Raw genomic sequence first — 26,756 nt, forward strand, 5'->3', positions numbered from 1 at the left:
TTCAATCCTTTAAATGCAATATTATTATATAGTCCAATTTAAACTCTTTTTGATAAATTGACTAATTCTCGCAAGATTCCGAATAATTTCAGAGTTACAAACTACAATTCGAAATTTCCGGAGTGACAACTCTCTTCCTCTGATCATGCTGACTATGAATTAATATTGAGTTTTGTCTGTTAGCGAACATATTTGTTTATTATTTGAATATTGCTTTTGCAATTTGTTTGTCATTTGAAAACTGATTATTGTGATTTTTTTAATTCATAATTCTTAATTTTAAATTCATAATTTCTTTTAAACGCTTAACCACAAAGACCACAAAGTTTTTGCACAAAGTAATCTTTCAATCTTGGTAATTTTGGAATTTTGTAATTATGGAATCTTATTCTTTTTTATGAGATTTCTCACCCAAAACATCGGGAATCGAAATGACTTAGTTGTCTTGTCGAATTGTTTTTATGAGGCATCTCTATTCATCTTGTTCTCGGTTTCCGTCAGCTGACGAATAATAGATTTGTTTTTTGAGATTTGAATTTTGTCCGTTGACTAAAGGATTTATTTGTAATTTATATTTTGTTATTTGTTTACAATTTGTCCGTTATCCGTTAGCAAACGGAAACGGAATTGAATATTATGATTTGTTTTTTTTTATTCATCTTTCATCTTTCATAATTATTAATTCATCATTCAACATTCATAATTCATAATTGTTTTTTCACATTCCATAGCGTAAAGAAAACGAAACATAATTTCCTGCCGACTGCAAAAGATATTTTTTGATGGTTTCTTTTGAACTTTGATATTCAATTTTAGCTTTTAAACTGTGAATAATTTCATATTCTATGCTGCACTGCCAAATTGTAATTTCATCTTTATCGCCCCAAAGGAATTTATGCTTTTCCTGATATCTATCTTCATCAAAACTTTCTTCATCTCCTTTTCTTATAAACGAATAACTCAAATCAACATTTAAACCACGCAGAATTCTTTTCCTAAACGATAAATAAATTTGATCTGCATTACTGCCAATCCAATGTCCCATATCGTATCCGTAATTTACATAAGTCTGGGTGTCATCCGCATGGAAATAAACGAAAGGCTCAACCTTTGTGTACTCAATATTAAATTCACTTTCTGGAATTATTGGATCAACAGTTTTTATTCCAAAATTAAACGCAAGTGCCTGAGGATATTCAGAGTTACTTAATGATAATTCATCGATGAATAAGGAACCGTAAATTTTTGTTCTTAAATTAAAATTCTTATACCAGAAAGATCCGAACAACTGTGCATTACCGGCAGATTCATCAGGATCAGTCAAGTAATGATCGGCTACTCTAAAGAATGCAACCGGAATCAAATATATCGGCTCAAACCTATCACTATAAATAACGGATTCACCTAGAGAAATATTTAAGCTATTGAATGGCGTAAAAGAAAACATGTGTGCAACAAAATATTTTTCAACTTTTGGATAATGATCCCTTAATGATGCCTGTCTGATTTCAGATGAATCAATAATCTGCGAATTTAAATAACCATGTAAATAAGAAAACCTAAACCAATCGGAATAATCTGCTTCAATTTTTATAAAAGGAAATGAGGGCGCTTTTTCAGATAAAAAAATTTTCCCGTTTTCTCCGCTGCCGTAATAATTAAAATCTTTCCCAATTGTGAAACTTCCCCAATTCCATGAGTAACTAATATTAGCCGTCATTCGGTCAAATTCATGACTATTATCTCTAGTAAAATCAAATTCATATCCGGTTTCATTTGAAAAATTTCTTACATTATCAATATGTTTACCGGATAAATGATTATCATAAAACTCAAGATTAAAACCAACATTCTCCTCCAAGTATCCGTTAAGTTTTAGTCCGCTGTACCAGTATGTATTATTTGCATCACTGAATTTTGAATATTCATATCCAAATATCGGATCAAAATTAAATGCAAAATCTTCACTTTCATAACTGAATATTCTGAATCTATTATATTTATTAAAACCAAATTTGTCATTTTTCAAATCAATTATTTTATTTTTAGCTTCATATTCACTCAAATCAAACCCAAGTTTTTTCAATTCTATAGTGTATTCTCTAATATAAAACTCCAATTCCTCTTTTTCCATTCCACTTATCGCTACTGAATTACTATTGAATGACGATTTATTTTTTTCAATCATGCTCAGCGAAGAAGAATCATTAGTTTGTTCATCCTTAGTTCTTAATTCTAAATTCCCTCCTCGGTGGGCAAGCTGAATTCTGAATTCTATTTTTTTTATCTTCTCCGCTATCTCCATCCTGCTAAACGGCATTATCTCTTCATTAGTTTGAATAATTCCTTTCGCACTCATTCTTTCCAGAAATGAATATACTCTGCTTGATAAGGGCTCGAATATTATTTGGGCGAAAGATATAGTGAAAGTTGAAAAGAAAAAGGTGAAAAGTAGAAAGGAAAAACGTAAAGACGTTAAAACGTTAAAACGAGTGGATGTTGATACTTTTAATAAATTTATATCTTTTGGCAAATTATATTCTATATTTTTTATTTTAATTTTCATTTTTATGAACTTTTCTAAAATTCAATTTAGCATTTTCATACTAGAATTGCTTTCTTGACTACAGCGGCAATTTGATAACATAATCATTTCTCGATGGTTCGCAGCAGTTATTAGTTTCTGGCACCTAAAGGACTGAATTCTGTTTTCCTAGTTCTTTTCCTTCTTTACATTTTTAGTTTTCAACATTTTTCATTCCTAATTCATAATTACTTTTCATCGTTTTTTCTTTTCCCTTTTTGAATTGCCTTTTTTTAGATTTGTTGGTACTTAGAATTTTGGAATTTGTTTGTCATTTGTAAATTGCTTTTTGTGATTTTTTCATTCCTAATTCATAATTACTTTTCATCGTTTCTACTTTTCCACCAATTACAACTAATGACTACCGAATTACAACTGAATTTCCATAGAATTACCTTTTTTTACCTTTAACTTTTGACTTTTTTTTTACAATCCTTACTATTCTTTCCAAATCCTCTTCTGTTAAATTTGAGCCGGATGGCAGACACAAACCATCTTCAAATAATTTTTCTGAAGTACCATTTACATATTTAGGAGCATTCTCAAAAATCGGCTGTAAGTGCATCGGTTTCCATAATGGGCGCGATTCTATATTATCCTTTTCCAATTCCAAACGTATATCTTCCCGAGTAAATCCATAAGTTAATTCCGGATTAATAGTAACTGCAGTAAGCCATCGATTTGAAAAACTTCCTTCAATTTCAGGCTGGAATTCAATTCCTTCAATTTGGCTTAAAGCATTTTTGTAATATTCAAAATTAAATCTTCTTTGTGAAACTCGTTTATCAAGAACTTTTAATTGTCCGCGTCCAATTGCCGCACACACATTACTTAACCTATAGTTATAACCTATATTCGAGTGCTGATAATGTGGAGCATTATCTCGTGCTTGCGTTGCTAAAAATCTTGCTTTATTTATAAATTCTTCATTATCAGAAAGCAATGCCCCACCTCCTGAAGTTGTAATAATCTTATTTCCATTAAAAGACAGAATACTCATCAAACCAAATGAACCGCACTTTCTAAATTCAGAATTATGAATTAAGAATTCCGCTCCAGCGGATAAATTTGAATTCTCAATTTCTGCATGCTGCTTTTTACCTTCAACTCTTTCACTTTTAACTGTTACCCTTTCACTTTTCACTTCACCGTATCCTTCATCTTTAATTTTTAATTTTTCATTTTTCATTTTTAATTGGTACTTACTTCCCAACGCCTCCGCCGCATCCTCAATAATTGGAATGGAATACTTGTCACTTATAGTCAGTAAGTCATTAAGTTTAGCCGGCATCCCATACAGATGAACCGCAATAATTGCTTTTGGCTTCTTACCTTTCTTAATTCTATCCTTAATTGCTTCTTCCAAAAGAATTGGACTAATATTCCAAGTGTCTTTTTCGCTATCAACAAATACCGGCGTAGCTCCTTGGTAAACAATAGGATTAGCTGAAGCAGAAAAAGTAAAACTCTGACAAATAACTTCGTCTCCTCTTTCAATGCCTAAAATTATTAAAGCCAAGTGAAGAGCTGCAGTACCGGCACTTAATGCTGCAGCGTATTTTGCTCCGGTATAATCAGCAAGTTCTAATTCAAAATTATTAACGTGCGGACCTAAAGGTGCAATCCAGTTTGTTTCAAATGCATCTTTAACATTTATAAATTCATTACCACTCATGTGAGGGGATGACAACCAAATTTTAGTTTTCATAAATTATTTTTTAAAGTTAAATGAGAGTAATAAGCAAGAATTATTCTTAATTATAAAAATCTTTAATTGGCACACCAATTTCTTTAATTATGGCTTTAATAGTCACTCTTCTAATTGATTTTCCTTTATGTTGAGGTACATGAATAACTTTCCCCCACGAAATAAAAAGAAAGATTATTTCATTGGGCAGGCGTCAGAGTCTCTCACCCATAATTCGTGAGAACCTTTTCCTGATCTATAAAATCTAAAATTAAATTTCTCAAGTTTTTTAGTTAATTCACGATATGATAATTCTCTTAAAAGTGAGCTCATTAGTTAATGCCAATTGGTAGTGCAACAGTCATAGAAGAAGTTTTGTTAAAATTAAATACATTAAAACCTAAGTCTTCCCCTCTTTCTTTTCTGTACTGTACAATTAGTTTAACTACATCTACACAATTAAAAAGAGCTTCTTCAATAGTATCACCTTCAGCAAATGCTCCTTGAATACTTGGTAATGTTGCCAAAAATCCATCTTCATTTTTTTCAATTTGAATGGATGCTAGTAGTGTTTTATTAGATTTCATTTTATCTCTTTTTTCTAAAATAGAAGTATTTTCATTTTCAATTGATCAGATTACTATAAGAAATATCTTCCAGAAGTTCGATTACTTCAGAAAATGTAGGATTTTCTTTCATCTTGTCCCAATCCTTTCTTGGAATTTGCACTTGCTTTTTGTTTTTTGTTATCATTTTAATCCTTAATTTTTGTAATAACTAAATATACAAAAATTTGTTTTTTTTATTTGGCAATCTTCTTTTTTATTCTTCTTTGGCTTCGATTGCAAAATATTTATAAAAGTTTCGTTCTGATTTCTGCATTTATGTATGGCTTAAATATTAACCACAAGGACACTAAGTTTTTTCAAAAAAGATTTTTTTTACTTCCCTAGCTTTTTTACATTTTAACTTCTCTTCGTTTTTACGTCTAAACGTTTTCACTTTTTACCAATCTTGCCAATTTTGTAATTTTGCAATCTTTCAATTTTATTTCTGACTACTGTATTCTGAATTCCTAATTTCTTCACTTCCTCTCTTCACTCATCCATTAGCTAACGGACTGATCACTAATTACTGGTTACATATTTTAATCCATAATTCTTCATTCTTAATTCTCTTTTAATTGTGCAATCCAGTTTGTATCAAATGCATCTTTAACATATTTAAATTCCTGCCCGCCAGTCTGTTTGGAGGGTTTATCCGCCAGTTTGTTAGGCGGACATTGCCACCCATGTGGGGAGATGACAGCCAAATTTTCTTATTCATCAAAAATCTTTCCAGTTATTATTTTATAAAAAGGTACAAATGAAACAGTTGTTTCATTGATTTTAATTTCATTTTCAAATTCTAAATTTATTACAAATGCTTTTGGCGGCGAATATTTTTCAATAAAACTTCTTAATGATCTCTTTATACTAATACTTTTTAATGCAGAATATTTAACTTCAATTGGAATTAATTTTTGGCTAAATTCAATTACAAAATCTACTTCAGCTTTATCAGTAGTTCTCCAATATTTAATATTCCAAGATTTCCATTTAATTTTTTCGTATATAATATTTTTTACAAGGTTCTGAAAAAGAAATCCTAATTCATTCTTATTTTCTACTAATCTAAATGTATCATTTGCAAAATTTCTTAATCCTAAATCATAAAAATATATAGAATATGATTTTGTTAATTCTTTAACAGTATTCCTAAAAAATGGAGGAATAGTTTGAATTACATACGTTTTCTCACTATACCACAGATATTTCTTTAGAGTAATTGTAGATATTCCGGTTAATTTTGCCAGATTAGAATAATTAAGAATCTTACCAACTTCAGCAGATAAAAGTTTTATCAATAAACTAAATGCTTCAGGTCTATCAATTTTTAGTAAACTTACAATATCTTTCTCAATATAACTTCTGTAAATCTCATTTATAATTTTCTTTTTTTCTTCAAGAGAAGATTCAGTTATAACTCTCGGATATCCCCCAAAACTTAAATATTCTAATAAAAAATAGTTTGTTTTTTGTGATTCTAAATCAAAATATGAATCAAGTTTTTTTTCATATTTGTATTTAGTTTTATAATTAATAAATTCTTCAAATGTTACCGGCAGCAGCTCAAATAATCTCTTTCTGCCAGTTAATGATTCTTGAATATGTTCTTTTAATTCTAAGCTTCCTGAACCTGAGATGATAAACTTATAAGGTAAATCCAAATCGTATAAGCCTTTTAAGAAGAAACCCGCATTTTCTTTTCTCTGTATCTCGTCAATAAAAACATATCCACTTTCACCAATTTCTAACCTTATTTTATTTAGTAGCAACTCTTGACTTTCAAAAAATCGTTTATCGTTTTCAATATCAAGATTCAGAAAAATTATATTATTATTGGTTTGTTTAAGCTCACTAATCAGTTCCTTCATTAAGGTTGTTTTGCCAACTTGCCGGGGACCAATAATTATTGAAATTTCCTTTGCTGATAAATGATCCTTGATTTCGTTAAAAAGCGTTCTTTTGATTAACATTTTATGTTTTGCCCGATATTTTCTATAGTCAACTTACAATATTATCGGGTTATTTGCAATTTGTGTTACTTTAGATGAAGACCCTATTTTGGGATTTTAAGATTTGTTCTAGAATATTTCATATTTTTTAATTACTTTCATTTAAGAAATCATCTAGTTTTCTAAATTTTAAAGATTTATTTTTGAGACTTTCAATGTAATTAATGTCTTCAATAACATCTGAGCGTTCAAGCATTTCTTTATATTCGCTGATATCAGTAATAACTGATACTGGGTTATTTCTTTTATAAATTACTTCCGGATCTTTTATTTTTCTCATTTTCGTTTTTGTTAACATTTTAGTTCCTTCTTAAAATATTACTAAAATATACAACAAATCTGTCTTTTATTATTTGGTAATCTTCTTTTTTATTCTTTTATGGTTTCGATTGCAAAATATTTATAAAAGTTTCGTTCTGATTTCAGCATTTATGTATGGCTTAAATATTAACCACAAGGACACTAAGTTTTTTCAAAAAAGATTTTTTTTACTTCCCTAGCTTTTTTACATTTTAACTTCTCTTCGTTTTTAGGTCTAAACGTTTTCACTTTTTACTTTTTACCAATCTTGCCAATTTTGCAATCTTTCAATTTTATTTCTGACTACTGTATTCTGAATTCCTAATTTCTTCACTTCCTCTCTTCACTCATCCGTTAGCTAACGGACTGATCACTAATTACTGGTTACTTATTTTAATCCATAATTCATCATTCTGAATTCTCTTTTAATTGTGCAATCCAGTTTGTTTCAAATGCATCTTTAACATTTAAAAATTCATTGCCACTCATGTGAGGGGATGATAACCAAATTTTCTTATTCATTTTACCTTTTTAGTTATTTAGGTTATAATTTGGAAATTATTATTCTTAATATTTATTAAAAAATTATGAGTGATTTAAGAGAAGGACATTTCAATTAGTTTAACAATTTATTTAGTTTCTTATCAAAAGTTATAACTTCAAAATTTAGAGTTTGTTTGTATGATAATAATATTGAATCAGCAAAATCCAAATTATATTTATGATAAGCACTTAATGCGAAAATAATAAAATTCTTATCTTCGAGCACAATTAAACGACTTTCAAAAAGATCATTTAAAGCCAGATGAATTTCATTTTTAGGAATATTATAAACTTTTTCTAGCACATAAACTATTTCAGCAACAATTGGTGTGGGAATAAATGACTCAGTCTTTTCAATAATATTTACGGATTTATCAAATAATAATTGATCATCCTTTAGTAAATATCTTAAAACAATATTAGCGTCTATAATTTTCATGCTTTTCACTAACTGCTAATTCCCAAGCATTTTTTTCTTTAATCCTTAAATTCGTATCTGCATATTTTGAAAAAATGCCCGCAACAGTAAGAATTTTATTTTTTGATAAATCATCCTTTAACTCTTTTACTGTAATTTTTAATTCCACACTCTTTCCCTTAAATAATTCCAATTCCTTAATTTTTAATAGTGAGGAATTAATACGTCTTTTGATTTTTATTGTTCTCATTGTTTAATTCTTTTAGATCAGATTATTTTTTTTTGATTTAATCCATCGTATAAAGATAAATAATAATTATTAAATAAATAAAAAGCTATTTTTTAAAGTACTTCTTATAACAGACTTTTTTATAATTTCTGTTCTATCTCACCCGTAAGCTTTTATCCTATTTATCCACTTTTTACTTTTTACCAATCTTGCCAATTTTGTAATTTTGCAATCTTTCAATTTTATTTCTGACTACTGTATTCTGAATACCTAATTTCTTCACTTCCTCTCTTCACTCATCCGTTAGCTAACGGACTGATCACTAATTATTGGTTACTTATTTTAATCCATAATTCTTCATGCTGAATTCTCTTACAATGGCGCAATCCAATTGTATTAAATGCATCTTTAATATTTTCAAATTCGTGACTGCTCATATGCATAGAAGCCTGCCGGTAAAACGGCGGGTAAAATAGCCAAATTTTTTTATTCATATTTTATCTAATTTATTTCTTCAAATAGTAAAATTGTGATTTCACCACTTCTTTTTTGTGGATAATTCACAACGTAAATATTATATCTTCCTTTTGAATGTGAAAATTAATTCAAAATTGTGGTCTTTTTAGGAATACACCACCTATGTTTTGAACTGAGCAACAAATCAATTATTTGATTTTTATATTATTCTATTCCACCAATAATTTTACAAATTTGTATAAATACCTTAATGGAAAAAATAATTATTTGATTAATATTTTACTCATTTTAAGATACATTCCAATTTGTTTAAGATGGTTCTTTTAACTTTTTTTATTAAATCGCACTAAAGTATGTACAAAAACTGGAATTTCTTTTTAACAAAATTAATTTTTATTTCCTAAATGTTCGTTTTTTGATGCATAAACAAAGGTTAGCATTCTTTTACAAACCACGAAAAATTGATTTTAGATAAAATTAAAATTTTATTTTATCGCAATAACTGAGTTACAGAAAATAAGTTACGATTTTGAGCTAAAAACGTAATTTTTATTTTTAAATGTTTACTTTTTCTTTACTTTATGTTTAATTTTACTTTACTTTTTAATTGAATTTATGGTGAATTATGCACGATTTTGATAAAATTAGTGTATTTATTTCTCTTAGAGCAAGCGGTTTTACTTATAAAGAAATTCAAGAAGAAATTGGTGTAACTAAACCTACTTTAGTTAAGTGGAATAAAAAATATGAAGATGAAATTGAAAGCACAAGTAAATTTGCATTTTGTAAATTATTTGGACAAGAATTGATTGAAGATAAAAACCAAATAATGTTATATACCGATATTTTAATAAAAAGCAATAATGAAGAATATGATGAACTATTAGATCAAAAATATGTAAATAAAGCTTTAGATTATCTTGAGAAAAAATTCAAAAATGAAATAAAATCTATTGGTTTTACTTTAACAAAATATGGAAAGATAAAGGTTGTAACTTACAATTTTATCAATGAAGAATAGATGAATAATGTTCAATGTTTAGCATAAAATTAGGTTTTGCCGGAATTTAACAAATCATTCGCTTTTGAAATGATTTCATTTTTATATTTTCTTTTACCTATTAGTTTACATTCAGAGCCATCATAAATATTCCAAGCTTGTAAATTCTTTTTAACGATTGTTCCAGGATTAACAATTACGCCTTCACCAATTTTTACTCCCGGATAAATAATTGAATTTGCACCAATAAATACATAATCCCCAATTTCAATATTCAACCTTTTAGTATTTCTTAATTTTGTTGGTACGCTTGGAGTAAATAAGGATTTGCCAAAAATATCATCAGTACCACTTATAATTTTTACACTAAACGAAATTTCAACAAAATTACCAATATACACCTCGCCGCCACCGGTTATTAACGAATATGGTGATAAATTACTATACTTACCAATTCTAACATATTTACTAGCTAGAATGAAACAAAAGTCACTAATAATTGAATAGTCATCTAAAAAAATATTCAAAGGATTAATAATTTTTGAACTTGAATAAATTTTTACTTCTTTACCAAAATATAAAAATTCGGTGTTCATATTTTTTTTATTAAGCAAAATTATATTTCAACTATGAAACTTAACTGGTTTTGCTGGAAGACCTACAGCCGTACAATTTGCAGGCAAATTTTTTGCTACTAATGCACCAGCACCGATAATTGTATTTTCACCAATTTCTAATTGATTGATTATTTTTGCGCCAGTACCTACATACACGCAATCTTTGATAATAACTTCTCCTGAGATATTAACAGTTGGCATGAAGGATGAATAATTACCAATAATTGTATCATGGCCAACGGTACAAGATAAATTTAAAATTACATGCTCGCCTATATCAATGTTTACAGTAATAATAACACCAGCACATATAATTGAGCCTTGACCAATTTTCACATATTTATTATTACCAATTATAACATTTGGATGAATTAATACAGGATATTTAATTTTTTCATTATTAATACTGTTGACAATTTTCTTTTTTGTAATTGGATTTCCAATTGCAAAGACGACATATAGTTCATCCGCCCAACAATTGAGTTCAGTCATTCCTCCGAGTACAGGAATATCATTAATTACAATACCTTTTGAAATTCCATCATCAAAAAAACCAATTAAATTCCATTCATTTACATTAAGATTAATATGATCGATTAACATTTGAACTTCTCTGCCAAATCCCCCAGCACCAAATATTGCAATTTTTTTCATAATACTACCATTTTTTAAAATTTATTAATTGCATGAAAAACCACCATCAATGATTAAAGTAGTACCAGTAATCCATCTACTTGCATCTGAAAGCAAAAATACAATTGCATTGGCTATATCTTTTGGATCGCCATACCCAAGTGGATATTTTAGTTTATCTTTGTTAATTGCTTCCTCAGATAAACTTTTTTGCGTTGCTTCAGTCATTTCGGTTTCAACCATACCTGGCGCAATACAATTCACTCTTATATTTTGTTTAGCAACTTCAAGTGCCATAATTTTTGATGTACCAATAAGTGCAGCTTTACTTCCAGCATAAGATGAAATTGCTTGGCCTCCACCTTTTACACCACTTATTGACGAAAGAAATACTATCGAACTATTATTTTTAATTTTCTTTTGTTTTAATAACAAATTTGTAAAATAGAACGGCATTGTATAATTGATATTTATTACTTTTGAAATCTTTTCCGGAGTATAAAATTTTGACGGCAAATATTCAATGATCCCTGCAGAATGCACAATTCCATCAAGCAATGGGCACTTATTTACCAAATCTTCAATAAATACCTTTTCATTTAAATCACCAATAAAGGAACTATGTGTACTACCATTTAACTGTAATAATGTATTGTTTAATTTTATTTCATTCCTTCCTAAAACAATTAAATTTGCACCTAATTCAGAACAAATAATACTTGTTGCTTTTCCAATTCCAGAAGAAGCACCCGTAATTAAAATAGTTTTATTCTCTAGTGAAAATAAATTAGTCACAACTAGGCCTCACTTTTACTTTTTACCAAATCAAATAACTGGCTAATTGTTTTACATTTCTCTATATCCTTACCTTCAAGAATTACATTATACTCCGAATCAATCATTGCTAATGTTGTCATAACGGCTAACGAATCCCATTGTTCCAGCTCATTTTTAAAGTCCAATTCTTCGGTTAATTGATTGAACTGTACATCCTCAATTGCATCTGCAAAATTTTGCATAAAAGTATTAATATCCACAAGTTGCTCCTTTTTTGTATTTTTAAGATTAAAGTTCTATAATTGTACCACCCCAAGAATACCCAACTCCAAAACCAACCAACATGATTTTACTACCTTTTAAAACTCTTTTTTCATTTATCGCATTCGCTAAGGCAATTGGAATTGTAGATGACACAGTATTTCCTACATTCTCAATAAAATAGTAAAATTTTGTTTCAGGAATATTAATCTTTTTTCTTAATGTTTCAAGCATATATTTGTTTGCCTGGTGAAAAATTACAAGATCAATTTCATCCATAGATATATTATTTTTTTCCAATAAACTGCTTACAACTTTAGGTACCATTTTTAAAGTAAAAGTAAAGATTTCTGATCCTTCCATAAATAAAAAATCCCCATTATCTGGTTCATTGTTATTTATCTTAACATTTCTAAGACCGCCATTTCTAACTATTAAATTTTTTTCACCTTTTCCATCAGTGCCAAGAATAAATTTAAATATTGATCCGTTATTTTGAAGTGATAATAAGGTTGAAGATGCAGCGTCACCGAAAATGGAACGATTACTTTTATCTGATTGATGTAAAAACTTTGAGTATGTTTCCGCCATAATTAGCAATACATTGTTTGCTTGCCCAGATTCAAGAAGTGCTTTAGATAAACTCAAACCGTAAATATAACCGGAACACCCAAGATTAAAATCTAAAGCAGCACAGCTTGTTGGAAGACCTAATTTATCCTGAATAATACAAGCGGAGGTTGGCAAATAATAATCCGGGCTTTGCGTACAAAATAGTAAATAGTCAATTGAATTTGGATCAATTTTATTTTCTTCAAATAACTTTATAGAACTCTTAACAGCTAAATCAAGTGAAGTTTCATTTTCATTTGCTATGTGTCTATTTTTTATTCCTATTTTAGATGTTATTTTTTCTACCGACCATTCCGGAAACTCTGCTGCCAAATCTTCATTTGATAATGTCTTTTCCGGTATAAAATAACTAATTGCTTTAATTGTTGCATGCATATAAATACCTAATTTTTATTGCCATTAAATTTTTCCATTGTTGCAGATGTATTAGAGGAGCTAATACCTTCTTTTATAAAAATTTGCAATATTTCATTTTAAATTGTTTCCCAACTCTTTAGAAATTCTTCAGCCGTTGCAATTGGTATTTTACTTTTTTTGAAATCAACTTTATTCCTAGTTAATAATACGTTAATTCCATTGTTTACTGCCGTGAAATACTGAATTGCATCTTCAAAATCTGCAAAATCTGAATTTAAGGCTTGTTCTATAACTCTTTCATCAACTGGTAATATGTTTACTAAAGTTTTTAATTTTCTCAAATTTTTAAGCGCTGATAAATTTGAAGTATTTTTTTTAAGAAGATAATGTAGATTGGCAAAAACTATTGGTGATGTAAAACCTATAATTTTTTGTTGATCAATTAATGTAAATAATCTTGCTGCAAAAATATAATTTGGTTCTCGTTTTGCAAGCAAATCTAATATTATATCAGAGTCTACAAATACTTTTTTCATTAAGAATATTTCTCCTCAAGATGTTTCCCGTATGTTTCTTTTATATTTATGTTCTCTGATAAATTTATAATTCCAGATAATTCTATAACGTTTGGAGAAATTTCTATTTCATCTAAAGAATCTTTATTCGAGATTAGGTTAAAATAATTTTCAACAATTCCAGAAAGGCTTTGTTTGTTTTTCTTCGCGTATTTTTTTGCTCTTTCTATTGCTCTTTTATTTAATTTTAATGTTAACTTACTATTCATTTAAGACCTTTATATTTACGTATATTTTAGATGTTAATATACGTACGGTAATTCCATAATTCAAATATTTTTTTTAGCACTACAAATAGTAACTGATGATTAGTAATTAGTGATTTGTGATTGGAAATTAGTCAAATTCGTTAAATTTTATATTTGCAATAATATTCATTTATACAGCTATTAAGTAGATATTTTACCTATTATTTGGTTGTACAACGTTAATAAATGAAAAATATTTTTAGTTTCCGTTAAACTTTTCCATAGTTGCAGAAGTTTGGGAATTTATTCCTTCTTTCTTAAAAATTTTTAATATTGTAAGAAAAAAAATCTTTATATCTAAAAAAAACGAAATATTATCAACATACCAAACATCAAGTTTAAATTTTTCTTCCCAGGATATAGCATTTCTACCGTTAACTTGTGCCCAGCCGGTTATACCTGGTTTAACTAAATGTCTTTTCTTCTGTTCTTTATTGTATAAAGGTAAATACTCAATAAGTAATGGTCTGGGACCAATTACACTCATTTCACCCTTTAATACATTAAAAAATTGTAGTAATTCATCAAGTGAATATTTTCTTATAAATGCACCTATTTTTGTTATTCTTTTTTCATCTGGAAGTAAATTACCAAACTTATCTTTATTGTCAGTCATTGTTTTGAATTTATAAAGCTTAAAAATCTTTTCGTTTTTTCCGGGTCTATTTTGCACGAAGAATATATTTTTAGTGTTTAATACATAAAGTGATAACATGATAAAAATTAATACTGGAGATAGAATAAACAAAACTAATAAAGAAAATATTTTATCAAAAAAAGTCTTAAATAATTTACTGTACATTTTCAAAGTGCTGCATTATAATATTGTATGAATGATTTGTTGTATAATTTTTTAACAAATAATTATACCCATTAAGGCCCATTCTAGTTATTTCATCTTTACTTTTAACAAAGAAATTTAAGTTTTTTTCAAAATCATTAATTTTGTAAGTTTCACTCCAAAGACCAAATTTGTTTTCAACTGCAATTTTCCCAATATCAGTTGCTAAATCAGTAGCAAAAACAACAGGCTTTTTATTTTCCAAATAAGATAATAATCTTGAAGGGAAATTAGGGATTGTAAATCTTTTATCAAGAAAAATCATTCCGACATCACATACTTCAACCAATTTATCGTAATCTTTCTTAAGCAATGTTTTTATTAATTTTACATTTTTTGGTTTAATATTTTGTATCCAAGAATTTAGTTTTTGAAATTCAGTACCATCACCTATAATTAAGAAAAAAACATTAAAATTTTCTTTTTGACTATCCAATACTCTAATTAAAAAGTCTATACCTTGAGGTTTACCTAAATTACCACCATAAAGAAATAACAGTGCATCGTGCGGGATTTCATATTTATACCTTATTTCAGTATTTTCATTAATATTTCCATTAACTGAAATCGGTTCAATACTATTTGGATTTACTTCAATTTTATTTACATCAATTTCTCTATTATGCTTGATTAAATATTCAACATTAGCAGGCGACATGCAGCCAATATAATCGGATAGTTTATATAGTATTTTCTCTTTCTTTCTGAAATACTTATGAAGAATTCCCGCTTCTTTCATGAGACCAATGTCAACAGCATTTTGTGGAAATATATCCTTCAATAAAAGATAAGATTTGGCTTTACATGTTTTTTTTATATACGAAATAATTTTGGAAAAAGTAATAGGCGGAGTAGAATATAGAACTAAATCAAATTTAATATTTTTGAAATGTTTTTTTATGGATGCTAAAAATAAATATTCTATGGAAAGTGTACTTAAACCCTTTTCAATAATATTTGTTTTTTGGATATTTAGTGTTTTTACTTTGAGAAGTTTAATACCGTATTGTTCAATTAACTGAGTTCGTTTTTTAAGTCTGCGTTCAAATGGTGAAACAATAAAAACCGAATGCCCTTCATCTCTAAATTTGCGCATTAAATCATTATAAATTCCACGCTCATTTATGTCTTCCGTTCCAACAAGGGTTAAAAATAAAATGTTCATTAAAAAAGTGAATTGTGATTAGTAAATAGTAATTAGTAAACAGTAATTTGTAAATAGTAAATAGTAATTTGTAAAAAGAATAATAACTAGTAATTAGTGAGTAGTGATTTGTGAATATTAAAACTGTAAAACTCATTCATTCCAAACAACACGCTTAATATAATCGGTATAGGACATAATAATTCTAACTACTTTGTCTGATACATTCGGCATAGAATAATCATATACTTGGCGGAGTGTTCTCTCATCAAATCTCTTTTGACTTTCAAGAACTTTTATTGCTTGAAATATTCTTTCTTCATTAAATCCGGTCATCATAACTGATGCTTCTTCCATTGCTTCCGGTCGTTCATGAGCTTCTCTAATGTTTATTGCAGGAAAGTTAAGAATAGAAGATTCTTCAGAAATCGTTCCGCTATCGGATAAAACAACTTTTGCATTCATCTGTAAATAATTATAATCAATAAAACCCATTGGCTTAAGGAACTGGATCAAATTATTAGTAACTGGTAATTGGTGATTGGTGACTAGTGATTTATTGTATTGATCTAATTTATTTCTTGTTCGGGGATGTGTACTAACAATAACCGGAAGACCATATTTTTCAGCTAGCATATTTAATGCGTTAATGAGTCCTTTAAAATTTTTTTCATTGTTAATGTTTTCTTCTCTGTGGGAGGAAATAAGAAAATAGTGATTAGTAACTAGTGATAAGTGACTAAGGATAGTTGAGGAATTTATTTTTGGCAAAAAGTGATTCAGTACTTCAAACATCGGGCTTCCGGTTTTAATTATTCTATCTGCCGGTAAACCTTCTCTTAACAAATATTCTCTTGCAATTGAACTGTATGTTAAATTAATATCACTAATATGATCAACTATTTTTCTGTTTGTTTCTTCAGGCACTCTTTGATCAAAACATCTATTCCCAGCTTCCATATGAAATATTGGGATATGTCTTTTCTTTGCCGGAATTGCACAAAGACAGCTATTTGTATCACCCAAAACCAAAAAAGCATCGGGTTTTTCTTTTTCTAAAACAGGATCAATTTTAATTAAAATGTGACCAATTGTTTCAGCGGCATTTTTACCGGCAGCTTCAAGAAAATAATCGGGTTTTCTTAATTCAAGGTCTTCAAAAAATATTTGATTAAGCTCATAATCATAATTCTGTCCGGTATGAACTAAAATATGTTCAATACTTTCTGTTTCATCAAGTTTAGCAATTACACGAGATAAACGGATTATTTCCGGTCTGGTACCAACAACGGTGAGAACTTTTAGTTTTTTCATCAAATTAGTAAATAGTTATTAGTGAATAGTAATTAGTAAACAAAAAACAAAATAAAAAAAAACAATTATACTTTTAACGTTTTTAATAATCCTTGAATCATTTTAGATATAGTACTTAATTCACTTATCAAATTTAAATAAGAATCATTCGTAATAAAATCTAAATTCTTAGCAATAATTAATTGGGTATCAATTTCAACAGAACTTGATAAAGCTATATACAAAAATTGTTTAAACTCGATCTTACCTTTTCTTGCGGCGCCTTCGGCTATATTCGAAGGAATTGAAATTGAAGCCCTTCTCAATTGATTACTTAATCCAAATTTTTCTTCTTCTGGAAACTGTTTAGTAATTCTATAAATCTCAGTTACAAAATCGATTGATTTTTTCCAGACATCTAAATCTTTATGTGTTTTCATATATTTTAGGACACAACTTACTTAACACAAATCATTGATATCTTTTTCACTTTTCATTTTTTACTAGTTACCAGTTACTAATTACCAATCACTGTATTCTGACTTTTTCAAAATAAGTATCCGGATCATTTGGGTCGTAAGGTTCATTTATCCAGAATAAAGTGTAAAGATCGGTATCACCAATATTTGTAATGTTGTGTGTTGTCCAAATCGGCATATCGACAAATGAAGGATTTTCACCATTTAAGTCATAGCTAACAATTTCATCGGTTCCGATTCGTCGAAGTTCAATTTTTGCTTTACCACTGATTACAGCAAATCTTTCTATTTTTCTTGTATGGTAGTGATCCCCTCTCGTAATTCCGGGTTTTGTCGTTGAGTATGAATATTGCCCCGAAACGTTTGTCCTTATTATTTCTACAAAACTTCCTCTATTATCAATATTTTGTTTTAAGAAAAACGGAAATTTTTCAATTGGGAAATAACATCGGAAAGTATTAAATAAAGCCAGTTCAAAACCGTTGTTAATTTCTGGAATTATTCCATTATCAAAATATTGCTCTTTAAAGATTTTTAGTAATTCAAGTATTTCAGAAACCTTATTTACTGATGTATGCGGGACTTCATATCTTTCAACTGTTGAATGGTAATTAGTGATTAGTGATTTGTGATTTGTAATTAGTGATTTGTGAATTGTAATTTGTGATTCGTGATTGGTAATTTGTAAATAGTGATTAGTTTGGTGAATTTTTTTCCAAAACTCTTCTACAAGCTCATTTATATAAATAAGTTTTAGTTCGCCATCAACTTGAATTTGCGGTAATTCTCCATGAGTTAACTGATGACAAAAAGTTGCTATAACCGAATTATAATATGGCTGACCAAATGGACCGAATACATTCGGAATTAGCATTCCGGTGAAATATGCGCCGTTTTCGTTTGCCCATTTTTCTAATAATTCGCGTCCTTCTTTTTTTGATTTTCCGTAAAGATTATCTCTGTTTTCTTGAGTTGAAGATGACATTAAAATATGAGGAGTTGAATTTGTGTTTTCGCAAGCTGAAATTAAATCTTTTACCAATTTTATATTTGTATTATAAATTACGTTCTGATCATCATGTCTGTTCATTGCGGCAAGATGAACAATTACATCACATTGTTTAACAAAATTTTCAAGTATTTCTTGTGAATTGAAAAATTCATCTTTGAACGGAATTAATTCTACACCTTCTTTCAATTTGAGATAATTGAATAAGTGCGTTCCCATAAATCCCGCTTGACCGGTAATGCCTATTCTAATTGGTGACTGGTGATTAGTAACTTGTGATTGGTTACTTGTGACTTGTGACTGGAGATTGGTTGATTTCGAATGTTTCATGTTTGCTAAATAGTAATTGGTAATTAGTAATTAGTCCGTTAGCTAACGGATTGGTGATTAGTAACTAGTGATTAGTTTAAAATTAAAATTTTATTTTTGTTAATTCTGTCATTGCGAGCGTTTTCAGCAATGCAATCTAAATTCTAAAAACTGAGACTGCTTCGTTCCTCGCAGTGACAGATAGAAGAATGTCATTGCGAGTGGTTTTTGCGAAGCAATCTATCAATTAAAAAGTTTTGTGTATAAATCAATCCATTCCGGATTATCGACTTCAATTAATTCAATTTTCTTTTTCCGTGAACCAGCTTTTAATTGTTTTTCACGAGTTATTGCAGAGTACGCACTGCTATGCTGTTCAAACCATATCAATTTATAACAATTATATTTTTTTGTAAATCCTTCAACCAGTTTTTCTTTATGTTCATACACGCGTTTTGCTAAATTATTTGTCATTCCAGTATAGATAACTTTATTGTTTTTATTGGTCATCATATATACAAAAAATGATTTCTCCAATTTCTTTTATCCTAAGAGATTACTTCGAACTAAAAATCAGTTCTCGTAATGACGAGGGAAAATTACCGTCATTGCGAGCGTTTTCTGCAATGCAATCAAAATGCTAAAAACTGAGACTGCTTCGTTCCTCGCAGTGACAGATAGTAGAATATCGTTGCCAGCGTTTTTGTGAAGCAAGCTATTTAAATTGAGATTACTTCGAACTAAAAATCAGTTCTCGTAATGACGTTAGAAACTTTTTACTTTTATCTTTTTACTTTTAACTTTAGTCTTTATTTCCATTTTATTAATTCTTCTTGAATGTAAGGCAGTTTAAGAACCATTTCTTTTAATTCATCTTTTGTAAGGCGATAAGCATTATGGGAATTATAATGAAGCAAACCGCTATCTTTTTTTACACCTTCGGAAAAATATTTACCGTAATTCAAATCTCTATCATCCGGTCTTACGCGGTAATAATTACCAAGATCTTCCGCAACCAAACATTCTTCATCGGTTAACAAAGATTCATAAAGTTTTTCTCCGTGGCGAGTACCAATAATTTGCACTTCACTTTTAGAATTGAAAATTTCTATCATAACTTCAGCTAATTCTTTTACGGTTGATGCCGGGGCTTTTTGAACAAAAAGGTCTCCGGTATTTCCGTTTTCAAATGCAAATAATACTAATTCAACTGCATTTTCAAGAGACATCATATATCTGGTCATATCCGGGTTAGTAACTGTTAAGGGTTTACCAGCTTTTATCTGATCTACAAAAAGAGGAATAACCGAACCTCGCGATGCCATTACATTTCCGTATCTTGTACCAACAAACGTTGTTTTTTCAGTTAAACGCGCTTTTGCAACATAGAGTTTTTCCATAAGTGCTTTGGAAATTCCCATTGCATTTATGGGATAAACGGCTTTATCAGTACTTAAACAAATTACTTTTTTAACTCCCATTTTAACAGATGCATTAAGAACATTTTCTGTTCCCATTACATTTGTATAAGTTGCTTCCATCGGGAAAAACTCACTTGATGGCACTTGCTTAAGTGCTGCAGCATGAAATATATAATCAACCCCTTCCAAAGCTCTTTCAATTGAATCATATTTTCTAACATCACCAAGATAAAATTTTAATCTGGGATCACTATATTTCTTCCGCATATCGTCTTGTTTCTTTTCATCACGACTAAAAATCCTAATTTCTTTAATTTGAGTATTTATGAAACGATCCATTACAGCATTGCCGAATGAACCGGTGCCTCCGGATATCAAAAGAGTCATTTTATCGAACATAATTTTGCCTTTAATTTTTTGTTTTTTTGTGGTTAACTAAATATTATTTATGAGTTTTTCTTTTTCGGAAGGAGTAGGATAGCTGATTAACACAGCACGGAACTTTCCTTTAAAAACAAATAGGCTTCCAGCTGATACCCCAATTATTCCATTCTGATCAATAACACTTTTTAGATCTTCGTTTGTACCTGCACCGCCTATAACGGTTAGAGGAGTACTTATTACTTTTCTCATCTTTTCTATTAAGCTTAAATCATAACCTTTCATGGTTCCATCATTATCTATTGAATTTATAACAATCTCACCGGCACCCATTTTTTCCATTTCAATTGCAAATTCAAAAGGATTTATACCGGTGTTTTTTGTACCATTATTTATGTACAACTCATACTTATTACCCAAAATTTTCTTTTTTACATCTAATACAACAACAACACTTTGATTGCCAACTTCCTTAGCAATTGCAGATACAATTTCGGGTTTTTCAATAGCTATAGAACTTACTGCAATTTTTTCAACACCAAGTGAAAATATTTTTTGCGCTTGTTCTATTGTTTTTATTCCACCTCCATAGCACAAGGGCATGCGACATTCAGCTGCAACATTTTCAATCATTTTGTAATCGGGTTCAGCATTTCGAACTGTAGCATCAATATCAATAATAATTAATTCATCCACTTCCTTTTCATTGAATATTTTAACTGCATTAATCGGATCGCCAACATATTTGGGTTCCCTAAATTTAACTGTCTTTACTAATCCATTATTATGAACAAGAAGGCAAGGAATTATACGAGGATAAAGCATATTTACAAATTTCCAAAGTTTTTAAGAATTTGAACTCCATTATGATGACTTTTTTCAGGGTGAAATTGTACACCATAAATATTATCATTTTTTATTACACAAGTGAAATTATCTCCATATTCGGCAGTGGCTAAAATATTTTTCGAATTTTCACAAGAAAAATAATATGAATGCAGGAAATAGAATCTAGGTTTTGGTTCTAGGTCATTAAATAAAGCATCATTTTCAAGCAAATTAACTACATTCCAACCCATGTGGGGCAAATGAGGTTTATGAACCAACTTTGAGGTGTCAAATTTTTTAACAGATCCAGAGAACCAACCTAAACCAGGTAATACACCCTCCTCACTGGATGCAGCCATAATTTGCATTCCAACACAAATTCCAATAGTAGGTATTTTTTTTTCTAATACCAGTTCATCTAATTTTTCACGCATTCCGGAATTTTGCAACAACGTCATTGCATGATCAAAAGCGCCGACTCCTGGTAAAATTATTTTTGTTACTTCTTCTAAATCTGAAATAGATTTTGCAACTTTAATTTGTATATTCAAGCGATTATAAACGTTTATAAAAGCTCTAATATTTCCAAGACCATAATCAATAATAGTGATCATTTTTTTCTACGCTTTGTTTTTTCTGCACCAATAAGTTGAAGTACCTTAGCACCAATATTAAAGAATGTTTTCTGATTCTTATAATCCCAGTAAAATTTTTTGGGCATTTCAAAATAATGCTGTAATTCGTCTTTTGTTATTCCCAGTTTTGTAGCTATGTAATTAAATTCGTCTTTTATTGTCATAGGATCATAAGCCGGTTTTGAAAGAATATTTAATGCCTCATCACGGGTCATTTGTTCAGTAAGAATTAAGCTCGATAATTGTACTCTTCTTGTATCAAAACCAAAACGTTCAGGCAGCCAATAACCTTCATAAAATTTTGTAAATCTGGATTCAAAATGTTTTTGCGGATATGGCTTCCATCCATATTTCTTTTCTAAAAGTTTTAAAGCATCTGCTTTAACAAATGGAATATAATTTAATGGTCTAACTACTTGAACTCCTTTAAAATATCTTAAATAAATCTTGTGCTTAAAAATTGAAGAGAAAGGGTAAGTTTTCATCTCAAGTGTTGAAAAGTTACTTATAATATCGTTAATATGAACCATATCTGTTCCGTAATAAAGCCAGTACATTGGGTATTGTACGCATTCAGTAGCAATATTTCCGCCATTTAAAATATATTTTATTTTATATTTTTCGGCAAAATTATACAAAGTTGCTACAAAAGCATGATCTTGAGGTATATCCAAATGTGGAACTCCGGATTTAAAGAACGCAAGCTGAAAGTCTTTCATCTCTTCCCAATTAATTACTTCTGTATAAAGATCAAGACCCAATTTATCAATCATAACATTAATATTATGAACAGCAAGTTCCGAATTCCAGCCTCCATCTACGTGAAAGACCAAAGGACGCAGGCCAAATTCACTAACTGCCAAGTGCAGCATATAAGAACTATCCACTCCTCCGCTTAAACCAAGAATGCAGTCAAATTCTTCGTTTTTTTCTTGTGATTTAATTTCATTGATAATTTTGTTTAAGGATTTTCGCCCAAATTCATCTGTTTTCCAGTGTGGTTTTACAAATTCATAAAAATCGTTACAATGATCACATATACCTTTGTCATCAAAAGTTATAAACTGATCAGATGAATCCATTACGCATTTGGAGCAAACTTGGTAGTTAGTGTAGTTCATTTTTTATCTATAATTATTGATATTATAATAATTATAGTCCAAAAAATATAAAATTTATATTTACGTTTAAATTAATTTAAAATTAAGATAATTTTATTTTGAAAGTAATCTTTCATATAGTTTGATATAATCAAGATATCTATCTTCTGAATTAAAATTTTCAACTGCTCTTTTGCGACAATTCGTTTGATAAAATGTTTTACCATTTTGTTGGATTTTTTTTACTGATCTTAAAAGACCATTAATGTCACCTTTGTCAACGACAATACCTGTATTTTCATTAATAGCTTCAACACTACCTCCAGTCTTATATGTTATTACTGGTGTACCACAAGCTAAAGCTTCTAAATTTGTTGTTGGAAAATTATCTTCCAATGTTGGATTAATGAAAACATCGGCTGCTGAATACAATTTACATAGTTCATTCAAATCTTCAGTTCTACTAATCCCAATTATATGTTTTGGAAGTTTACTAATTTGTTTTTTTGAAAGCCCTACAAGAATTATTGTCATATCATTATCAATAAATTCGCTAAGTTTTATAAAATCTTCTAACCCTTTGCGCTTAGACCATGGGCTTGCAACACCCAATATTAGGAACTTATTTATAATATCGTACTTTAATCTTGTTTGATGAGAATCTAGTGGTTTAAAAATGTCCAGATTTATGCCATTGTATATTACTTTTATCTGATTTTTTTTTAAAAAAGATTGCTTCACCTCTAATTCCAACCATTTAGAGACTGCAACTAAATATAAAGATTTTACTGAATTAAAAAGATATTTCTTTAAATAATAATTTTTTTTTGATCTGTCAAAAAGAAAACTACTTGGATAAGTTTTTTTTTGTGGGCAATTATTACATTCAGTTTTCCATTTATCGCAACCTATAAAGTCATAGTAGGCACAATGGCCTGTAAAAGACCAACAATCATGAAATGTCCATACAACTGGTATTTTAGATTTTTTTAGATATTCAAATAATATTTTAATGTTAATATAATAACCATGAAGGTGATGGAGATGAATAATATCTGGTTTTATTTTATCTATTGTTTGAATTAATTTTTTTGTTGCAAAATTTGACCCTAAACCGTGTCTATCAAATAACCTTGTAATTACAACGTGATTTAATATGTCAATATTATTGCCAATTTTAATAATTTTTGATTCACTTTTTCTTATTCTTCTCCCAATAGCAATATAACTTGCCCATTTGTTTTTTGTTATTTGAATTCCTATCTGTTCAGCAATTCGTCCAGTAGAACCAAAATTACCTTCAGTTACGATTTGTAAAATTTTCTTCATACTATTCCTTTCGTTTGATTAATCAAACTCTTGCTTTCTGAACAAATATAACAATAAACCATTTTATAAACATTGCCAAAGTATACACCATAATAATGTTTACAACTAAATTAAAAATATAATAATTAGTGAATTGAAACTTAACAACGACAAATGAATAAATAAAAATAGCAAATGGAGAAAAATTATGTTGATAAATAAATGCTTTTAAATAAGAATGTAAACTCCCAAGTAGAAAAAAACCAAAACAAACACCTAAAATTCCAAAATTGGCATACATATTTCCAAGCGTCGAAGGTGGCCAAGAATTGCTTAGCAAATTACCATAAGGAATAGGAGGGATTATTTGAATGCCATTTAGAATATTAAAGAAATAGACACCTTCATCGATTGGTGGTTTATTTATATACATTGATCTTGGAATAAATGCAAAAAAAAGATCTAAAAAGCTTTTGCCAAACCAAAAATTATCAAAATCAAAATAATTTTGAATTAAAAGCTGAATATTAATGTATTCATTACCATTTATCAAAGAAGCAAAATTATTTAATATAACTTTTTCAATATTTATATCTAAACCAGAAATAGATCTTAGTTGTGGAATAATAATAATAAAGATTACTAAAAATATATAAGCAGGTAAAAGTTTTATATTAGCAAGGTTAATTTTCTTTATATAATAATTATATGAAATTAAAAATTGAAAGAAAAATAAAATAAATGGTGTTCTACCACCAGTTAAAGTTAATGCAATAAAATAAATTGGAAATAATAATAATAAGATTAAATAATTTATTTTTTTATTAAAAGAAAAATATCGGATCAGAAAAATCATAGAAAATAGTGCACAAAAATTAATAAGTGTAATGAAAAAATACTTTCCTTCAAGAAATTGGTTAGCGTACATAAAATTAGAAAATATATAATATAAACTACCAATTGAATCAATAAAAAATACACTAGTAATCATTAAACTAAAAAATAGAAGAAAAAATAAAGTAAGATTTGTCTTTTTTGAATTTACGACGATAAAATTTTTGATTTTAATATTAAATTTACGTTTTTTATAATATCCAAAATAATAAAACAAAATGCCTATTATTTGAATAAATAAGAATTTTGATAAAGATAGCTCAAAATTATCACCAATAACTTTAATAACACGCGAATCTATAAATGAATATTTATCAATCAGACACCCCAAAATAAACGGAATTGAATTAAAGGAAGTAATTAAGACAAATAGTATAACTGGACTAAAAGATTTATTTTCATCTTTTTTTTTGAAAGGAATAATTATTATAAATAAATATACAAGCAAAAATATATATATCATTTTAAAGATCTGTCATCAACAATGTAGTTATAATTTTTATTTGGTACTGTCCAATTTGAACCATATCTGCTTGTTAAATAATCATTAAATAAAGTAGGAACAAAAAATTTTGAATCGTAAAATTCAATTTCTTTAAATTCTTTAAATAGTTTTTTATCAATTTGAACTAATTTACTTATTGGTTTTGAAATTTCCCTTAAGAAAGCAATAATAAAATTTGGGCATACAAATGATAAATTCGTTAAAACATAAAAAATATAAGTTTTGATGTTGAAATTAATGCCATATCCTTTTCTAAAAAATATATTTCTATTAAGATATTCAGAAATTGAGAATAATAATTTATTCCCATCAATTTTTATTAATTCAAGTTCATAATATTTATCCTTTTCTTTATAGAATTTTACGCTAATTTCAACAGACATATCCTTTGGGTAAATTGTAATTCCTTCATATCCGGTTGATACACAAAACCCAGCTTTGAAAAGTGAATTTGAAATTTCATAGAAAGATTTCTTTTTGAAATCGAAATCAATAATTCCGATGTCTATGTCATTGTCCCATTCAATAAATTTTTTTTCTCTTATTGCTCCTAATAGTGTTCCAGTGTCTAAGAAATACTTTTGATTATTTGTATTCAATACTTGACTTACACCATTTAGTGCATTGAGCCATTTTTTTTCAAGTGTGTCCAT

Annotated in this window: 29 protein-coding genes; 1 reads left to right on the plus strand and 28 read right to left on the minus strand. The window is 28.5% G+C overall.

The window, feature by feature from the left end:
* Positions 1–718: 718 nt before the first annotated feature.
* The 8 genes from IPH62_17600 to IPH62_17635 all read right to left on the minus strand — a co-directional run bounded on the left by IPH62_17600 (position 719) and on the right by IPH62_17635 (position 8,872).
* The gene (locus IPH62_17600; protein MBK7107090.1) at positions 719–2,359 is read right to left on the minus strand and encodes a hypothetical protein; all 1,641 of its coding nucleotides are present in this window, start codon (positions 2,357–2,359) and stop codon (positions 719–721) included.
* A 616-nt stretch (positions 2,360–2,975) separates the two neighbouring features.
* Positions 2,976–4,292 carry an aminotransferase class I/II-fold pyridoxal phosphate-dependent enzyme gene (locus IPH62_17605; GenBank protein ID MBK7107091.1) on the minus strand — a complete coding sequence of 439 codons (1,317 nt, stop codon included), beginning with the start codon at positions 4,290–4,292 and terminating at the stop codon, positions 2,976–2,978.
* A gap of 311 nt (positions 4,293–4,603) precedes the next feature.
* Complete coding sequence (locus IPH62_17610) at positions 4,604–4,858, minus strand: type II toxin-antitoxin system HicB family antitoxin (protein MBK7107092.1); 255 nt, start codon at positions 4,856–4,858, stop codon at positions 4,604–4,606.
* Between the two features lie 731 nt (positions 4,859–5,589).
* Positions 5,590–6,849, minus strand: coding sequence for an ATP-binding protein (locus tag IPH62_17615; GenBank protein ID MBK7107093.1), 1,260 nt, complete (start codon positions 6,847–6,849; stop codon positions 5,590–5,592).
* Positions 6,850–6,976: 127 nt separating this feature from the next.
* Positions 6,977–7,186: a type II toxin-antitoxin system Phd/YefM family antitoxin gene (locus IPH62_17620; GenBank protein ID MBK7107094.1), complete on the minus strand. Its 210-nt coding sequence runs from the start codon at positions 7,184–7,186 to the stop codon at positions 6,977–6,979.
* Positions 7,187–7,804: 618 nt separating this feature from the next.
* A complete protein-coding gene (locus IPH62_17625; protein ID MBK7107095.1) occupies positions 7,805–8,170 on the minus strand; it encodes a PIN domain-containing protein in 366 nt (121 codons plus the stop codon).
* Positions 8,151–8,399, minus strand: a complete 249-nt coding sequence (locus IPH62_17630) for a hypothetical protein (GenBank protein ID MBK7107096.1) — start codon at positions 8,397–8,399, stop codon at positions 8,151–8,153. Before IPH62_17630 ends, IPH62_17625 begins: the two co-directional genes overlap by 20 nt.
* Positions 8,400–8,704: 305 nt before the next feature.
* Positions 8,705–8,872, minus strand: a complete 168-nt coding sequence (locus tag IPH62_17635; GenBank protein ID MBK7107097.1) for a hypothetical protein — start codon at positions 8,870–8,872, stop codon at positions 8,705–8,707.
* A 608-nt stretch (positions 8,873–9,480) separates the two neighbouring features.
* Between IPH62_17635 and IPH62_17640 the strand changes: the two genes are divergently transcribed.
* Positions 9,481–9,876, plus strand: coding sequence for a helix-turn-helix domain-containing protein (locus tag IPH62_17640; GenBank protein MBK7107098.1), 396 nt, complete (start codon positions 9,481–9,483; stop codon positions 9,874–9,876).
* Between the two features lie 29 nt (positions 9,877–9,905).
* On the opposite strand, the gene IPH62_17645 is transcribed toward IPH62_17640, so the two are convergent.
* The 20 genes from IPH62_17645 to IPH62_17740 form a co-directional block, all read right to left on the minus strand.
* Entirely contained in the window at positions 9,906–10,451 is a 546-nt protein-coding gene (locus IPH62_17645) for an acyltransferase (GenBank protein ID MBK7107099.1), read from the minus strand.
* 27 nt (positions 10,452–10,478) lie between these two features.
* A complete protein-coding gene (locus IPH62_17650; protein ID MBK7107100.1) occupies positions 10,479–11,126 on the minus strand; it encodes an acetyltransferase in 648 nt (215 codons plus the stop codon).
* Between the two features lie 24 nt (positions 11,127–11,150).
* Positions 11,151–11,900, minus strand: a complete 750-nt coding sequence (locus IPH62_17655) for an SDR family oxidoreductase (protein MBK7107101.1) — start codon at positions 11,898–11,900, stop codon at positions 11,151–11,153.
* A gap of 2 nt (positions 11,901–11,902) precedes the next feature.
* Positions 11,903–12,142 carry an acyl carrier protein gene (locus IPH62_17660; protein MBK7107102.1) on the minus strand — a complete coding sequence of 80 codons (240 nt, stop codon included), beginning with the start codon at positions 12,140–12,142 and terminating at the stop codon, positions 11,903–11,905.
* A 28-nt stretch (positions 12,143–12,170) separates the two neighbouring features.
* A complete protein-coding gene (locus tag IPH62_17665) occupies positions 12,171–13,151 on the minus strand; it encodes a ketoacyl-ACP synthase III (protein MBK7107103.1) in 981 nt (326 codons plus the stop codon).
* Positions 13,152–13,249: 98 nt separating this feature from the next.
* Entirely contained in the window at positions 13,250–13,669 is a 420-nt protein-coding gene (locus IPH62_17670) for a PIN domain-containing protein (GenBank protein MBK7107104.1), read from the minus strand.
* Positions 13,669–13,917: a hypothetical protein gene (locus IPH62_17675; protein ID MBK7107105.1), complete on the minus strand. Its 249-nt coding sequence runs from the start codon at positions 13,915–13,917 to the stop codon at positions 13,669–13,671. Before IPH62_17675 ends, IPH62_17670 begins: the two co-directional genes overlap by 1 nt.
* A 238-nt stretch (positions 13,918–14,155) precedes the next feature.
* On the minus strand, positions 14,156–14,758 hold the full coding sequence (locus tag IPH62_17680) for a sugar transferase (protein MBK7107106.1): 603 nt from the start codon (positions 14,756–14,758) through the stop codon (positions 14,156–14,158).
* Positions 14,748–15,962: a glycosyltransferase family 4 protein gene (locus IPH62_17685; GenBank protein ID MBK7107107.1), complete on the minus strand. Its 1,215-nt coding sequence runs from the start codon at positions 15,960–15,962 to the stop codon at positions 14,748–14,750. The genes IPH62_17680 and IPH62_17685 overlap by 11 nt, the downstream gene beginning before the upstream one ends.
* 132 nt (positions 15,963–16,094) lie before the next feature.
* Positions 16,095–17,255, minus strand: coding sequence for a UDP-N-acetylglucosamine 2-epimerase (non-hydrolyzing) (gene wecB, locus IPH62_17690; protein ID MBK7107108.1), 1,161 nt, complete (start codon positions 17,253–17,255; stop codon positions 16,095–16,097).
* Between the two features lie 65 nt (positions 17,256–17,320).
* Entirely contained in the window at positions 17,321–17,674 is a 354-nt protein-coding gene (locus tag IPH62_17695; protein MBK7107109.1) for a four helix bundle protein, read from the minus strand.
* An 88-nt stretch (positions 17,675–17,762) separates the two neighbouring features.
* Positions 17,763–19,052 carry an NAD-dependent epimerase/dehydratase family protein gene (locus tag IPH62_17700; protein MBK7107110.1) on the minus strand — a complete coding sequence of 430 codons (1,290 nt, stop codon included), beginning with the start codon at positions 19,050–19,052 and terminating at the stop codon, positions 17,763–17,765.
* Between the two features lie 222 nt (positions 19,053–19,274).
* Complete coding sequence (locus IPH62_17705; protein MBK7107111.1) at positions 19,275–19,541, minus strand: GIY-YIG nuclease family protein; 267 nt, start codon at positions 19,539–19,541, stop codon at positions 19,275–19,277.
* Between the two features lie 299 nt (positions 19,542–19,840).
* Entirely contained in the window at positions 19,841–20,851 is a 1,011-nt protein-coding gene (locus tag IPH62_17710) for a polysaccharide biosynthesis protein (GenBank protein MBK7107112.1), read from the minus strand.
* 36 nt (positions 20,852–20,887) lie between these two features.
* A complete protein-coding gene (hisF, locus tag IPH62_17715) occupies positions 20,888–21,658 on the minus strand; it encodes an imidazole glycerol phosphate synthase subunit HisF (protein ID MBK7107113.1) in 771 nt (256 codons plus the stop codon).
* A 2-nt stretch (positions 21,659–21,660) separates the two neighbouring features.
* Positions 21,661–22,275 (minus strand): imidazole glycerol phosphate synthase subunit HisH, encoded by a 615-nt coding sequence (hisH, locus tag IPH62_17720; GenBank protein ID MBK7107114.1) that lies wholly within the window; start codon positions 22,273–22,275, stop codon positions 21,661–21,663.
* A complete protein-coding gene (locus IPH62_17725) occupies positions 22,272–23,417 on the minus strand; it encodes an N-acetyl sugar amidotransferase (GenBank protein MBK7107115.1) in 1,146 nt (381 codons plus the stop codon). The genes hisH and IPH62_17725 overlap by 4 nt, the downstream gene beginning before the upstream one ends.
* A gap of 93 nt (positions 23,418–23,510) precedes the next feature.
* Positions 23,511–24,725: a glycosyltransferase gene (locus tag IPH62_17730; protein ID MBK7107116.1), complete on the minus strand. Its 1,215-nt coding sequence runs from the start codon at positions 24,723–24,725 to the stop codon at positions 23,511–23,513.
* 22 nt (positions 24,726–24,747) lie between these two features.
* Entirely contained in the window at positions 24,748–26,061 is a 1,314-nt protein-coding gene (locus IPH62_17735) for an oligosaccharide repeat unit polymerase (GenBank protein ID MBK7107117.1), read from the minus strand.
* Entirely contained in the window at positions 26,058–26,756 is a 699-nt protein-coding gene (locus IPH62_17740; GenBank protein ID MBK7107118.1) for a LicD family protein, read from the minus strand. The genes IPH62_17735 and IPH62_17740 overlap by 4 nt, the downstream gene beginning before the upstream one ends.

Source organism: Ignavibacteriota bacterium (genome assembly GCA_016708125.1).
In the GTDB taxonomy this organism is placed as follows: Bacteria; Bacteroidota; Ignavibacteria; order Ignavibacteriales; family Melioribacteraceae.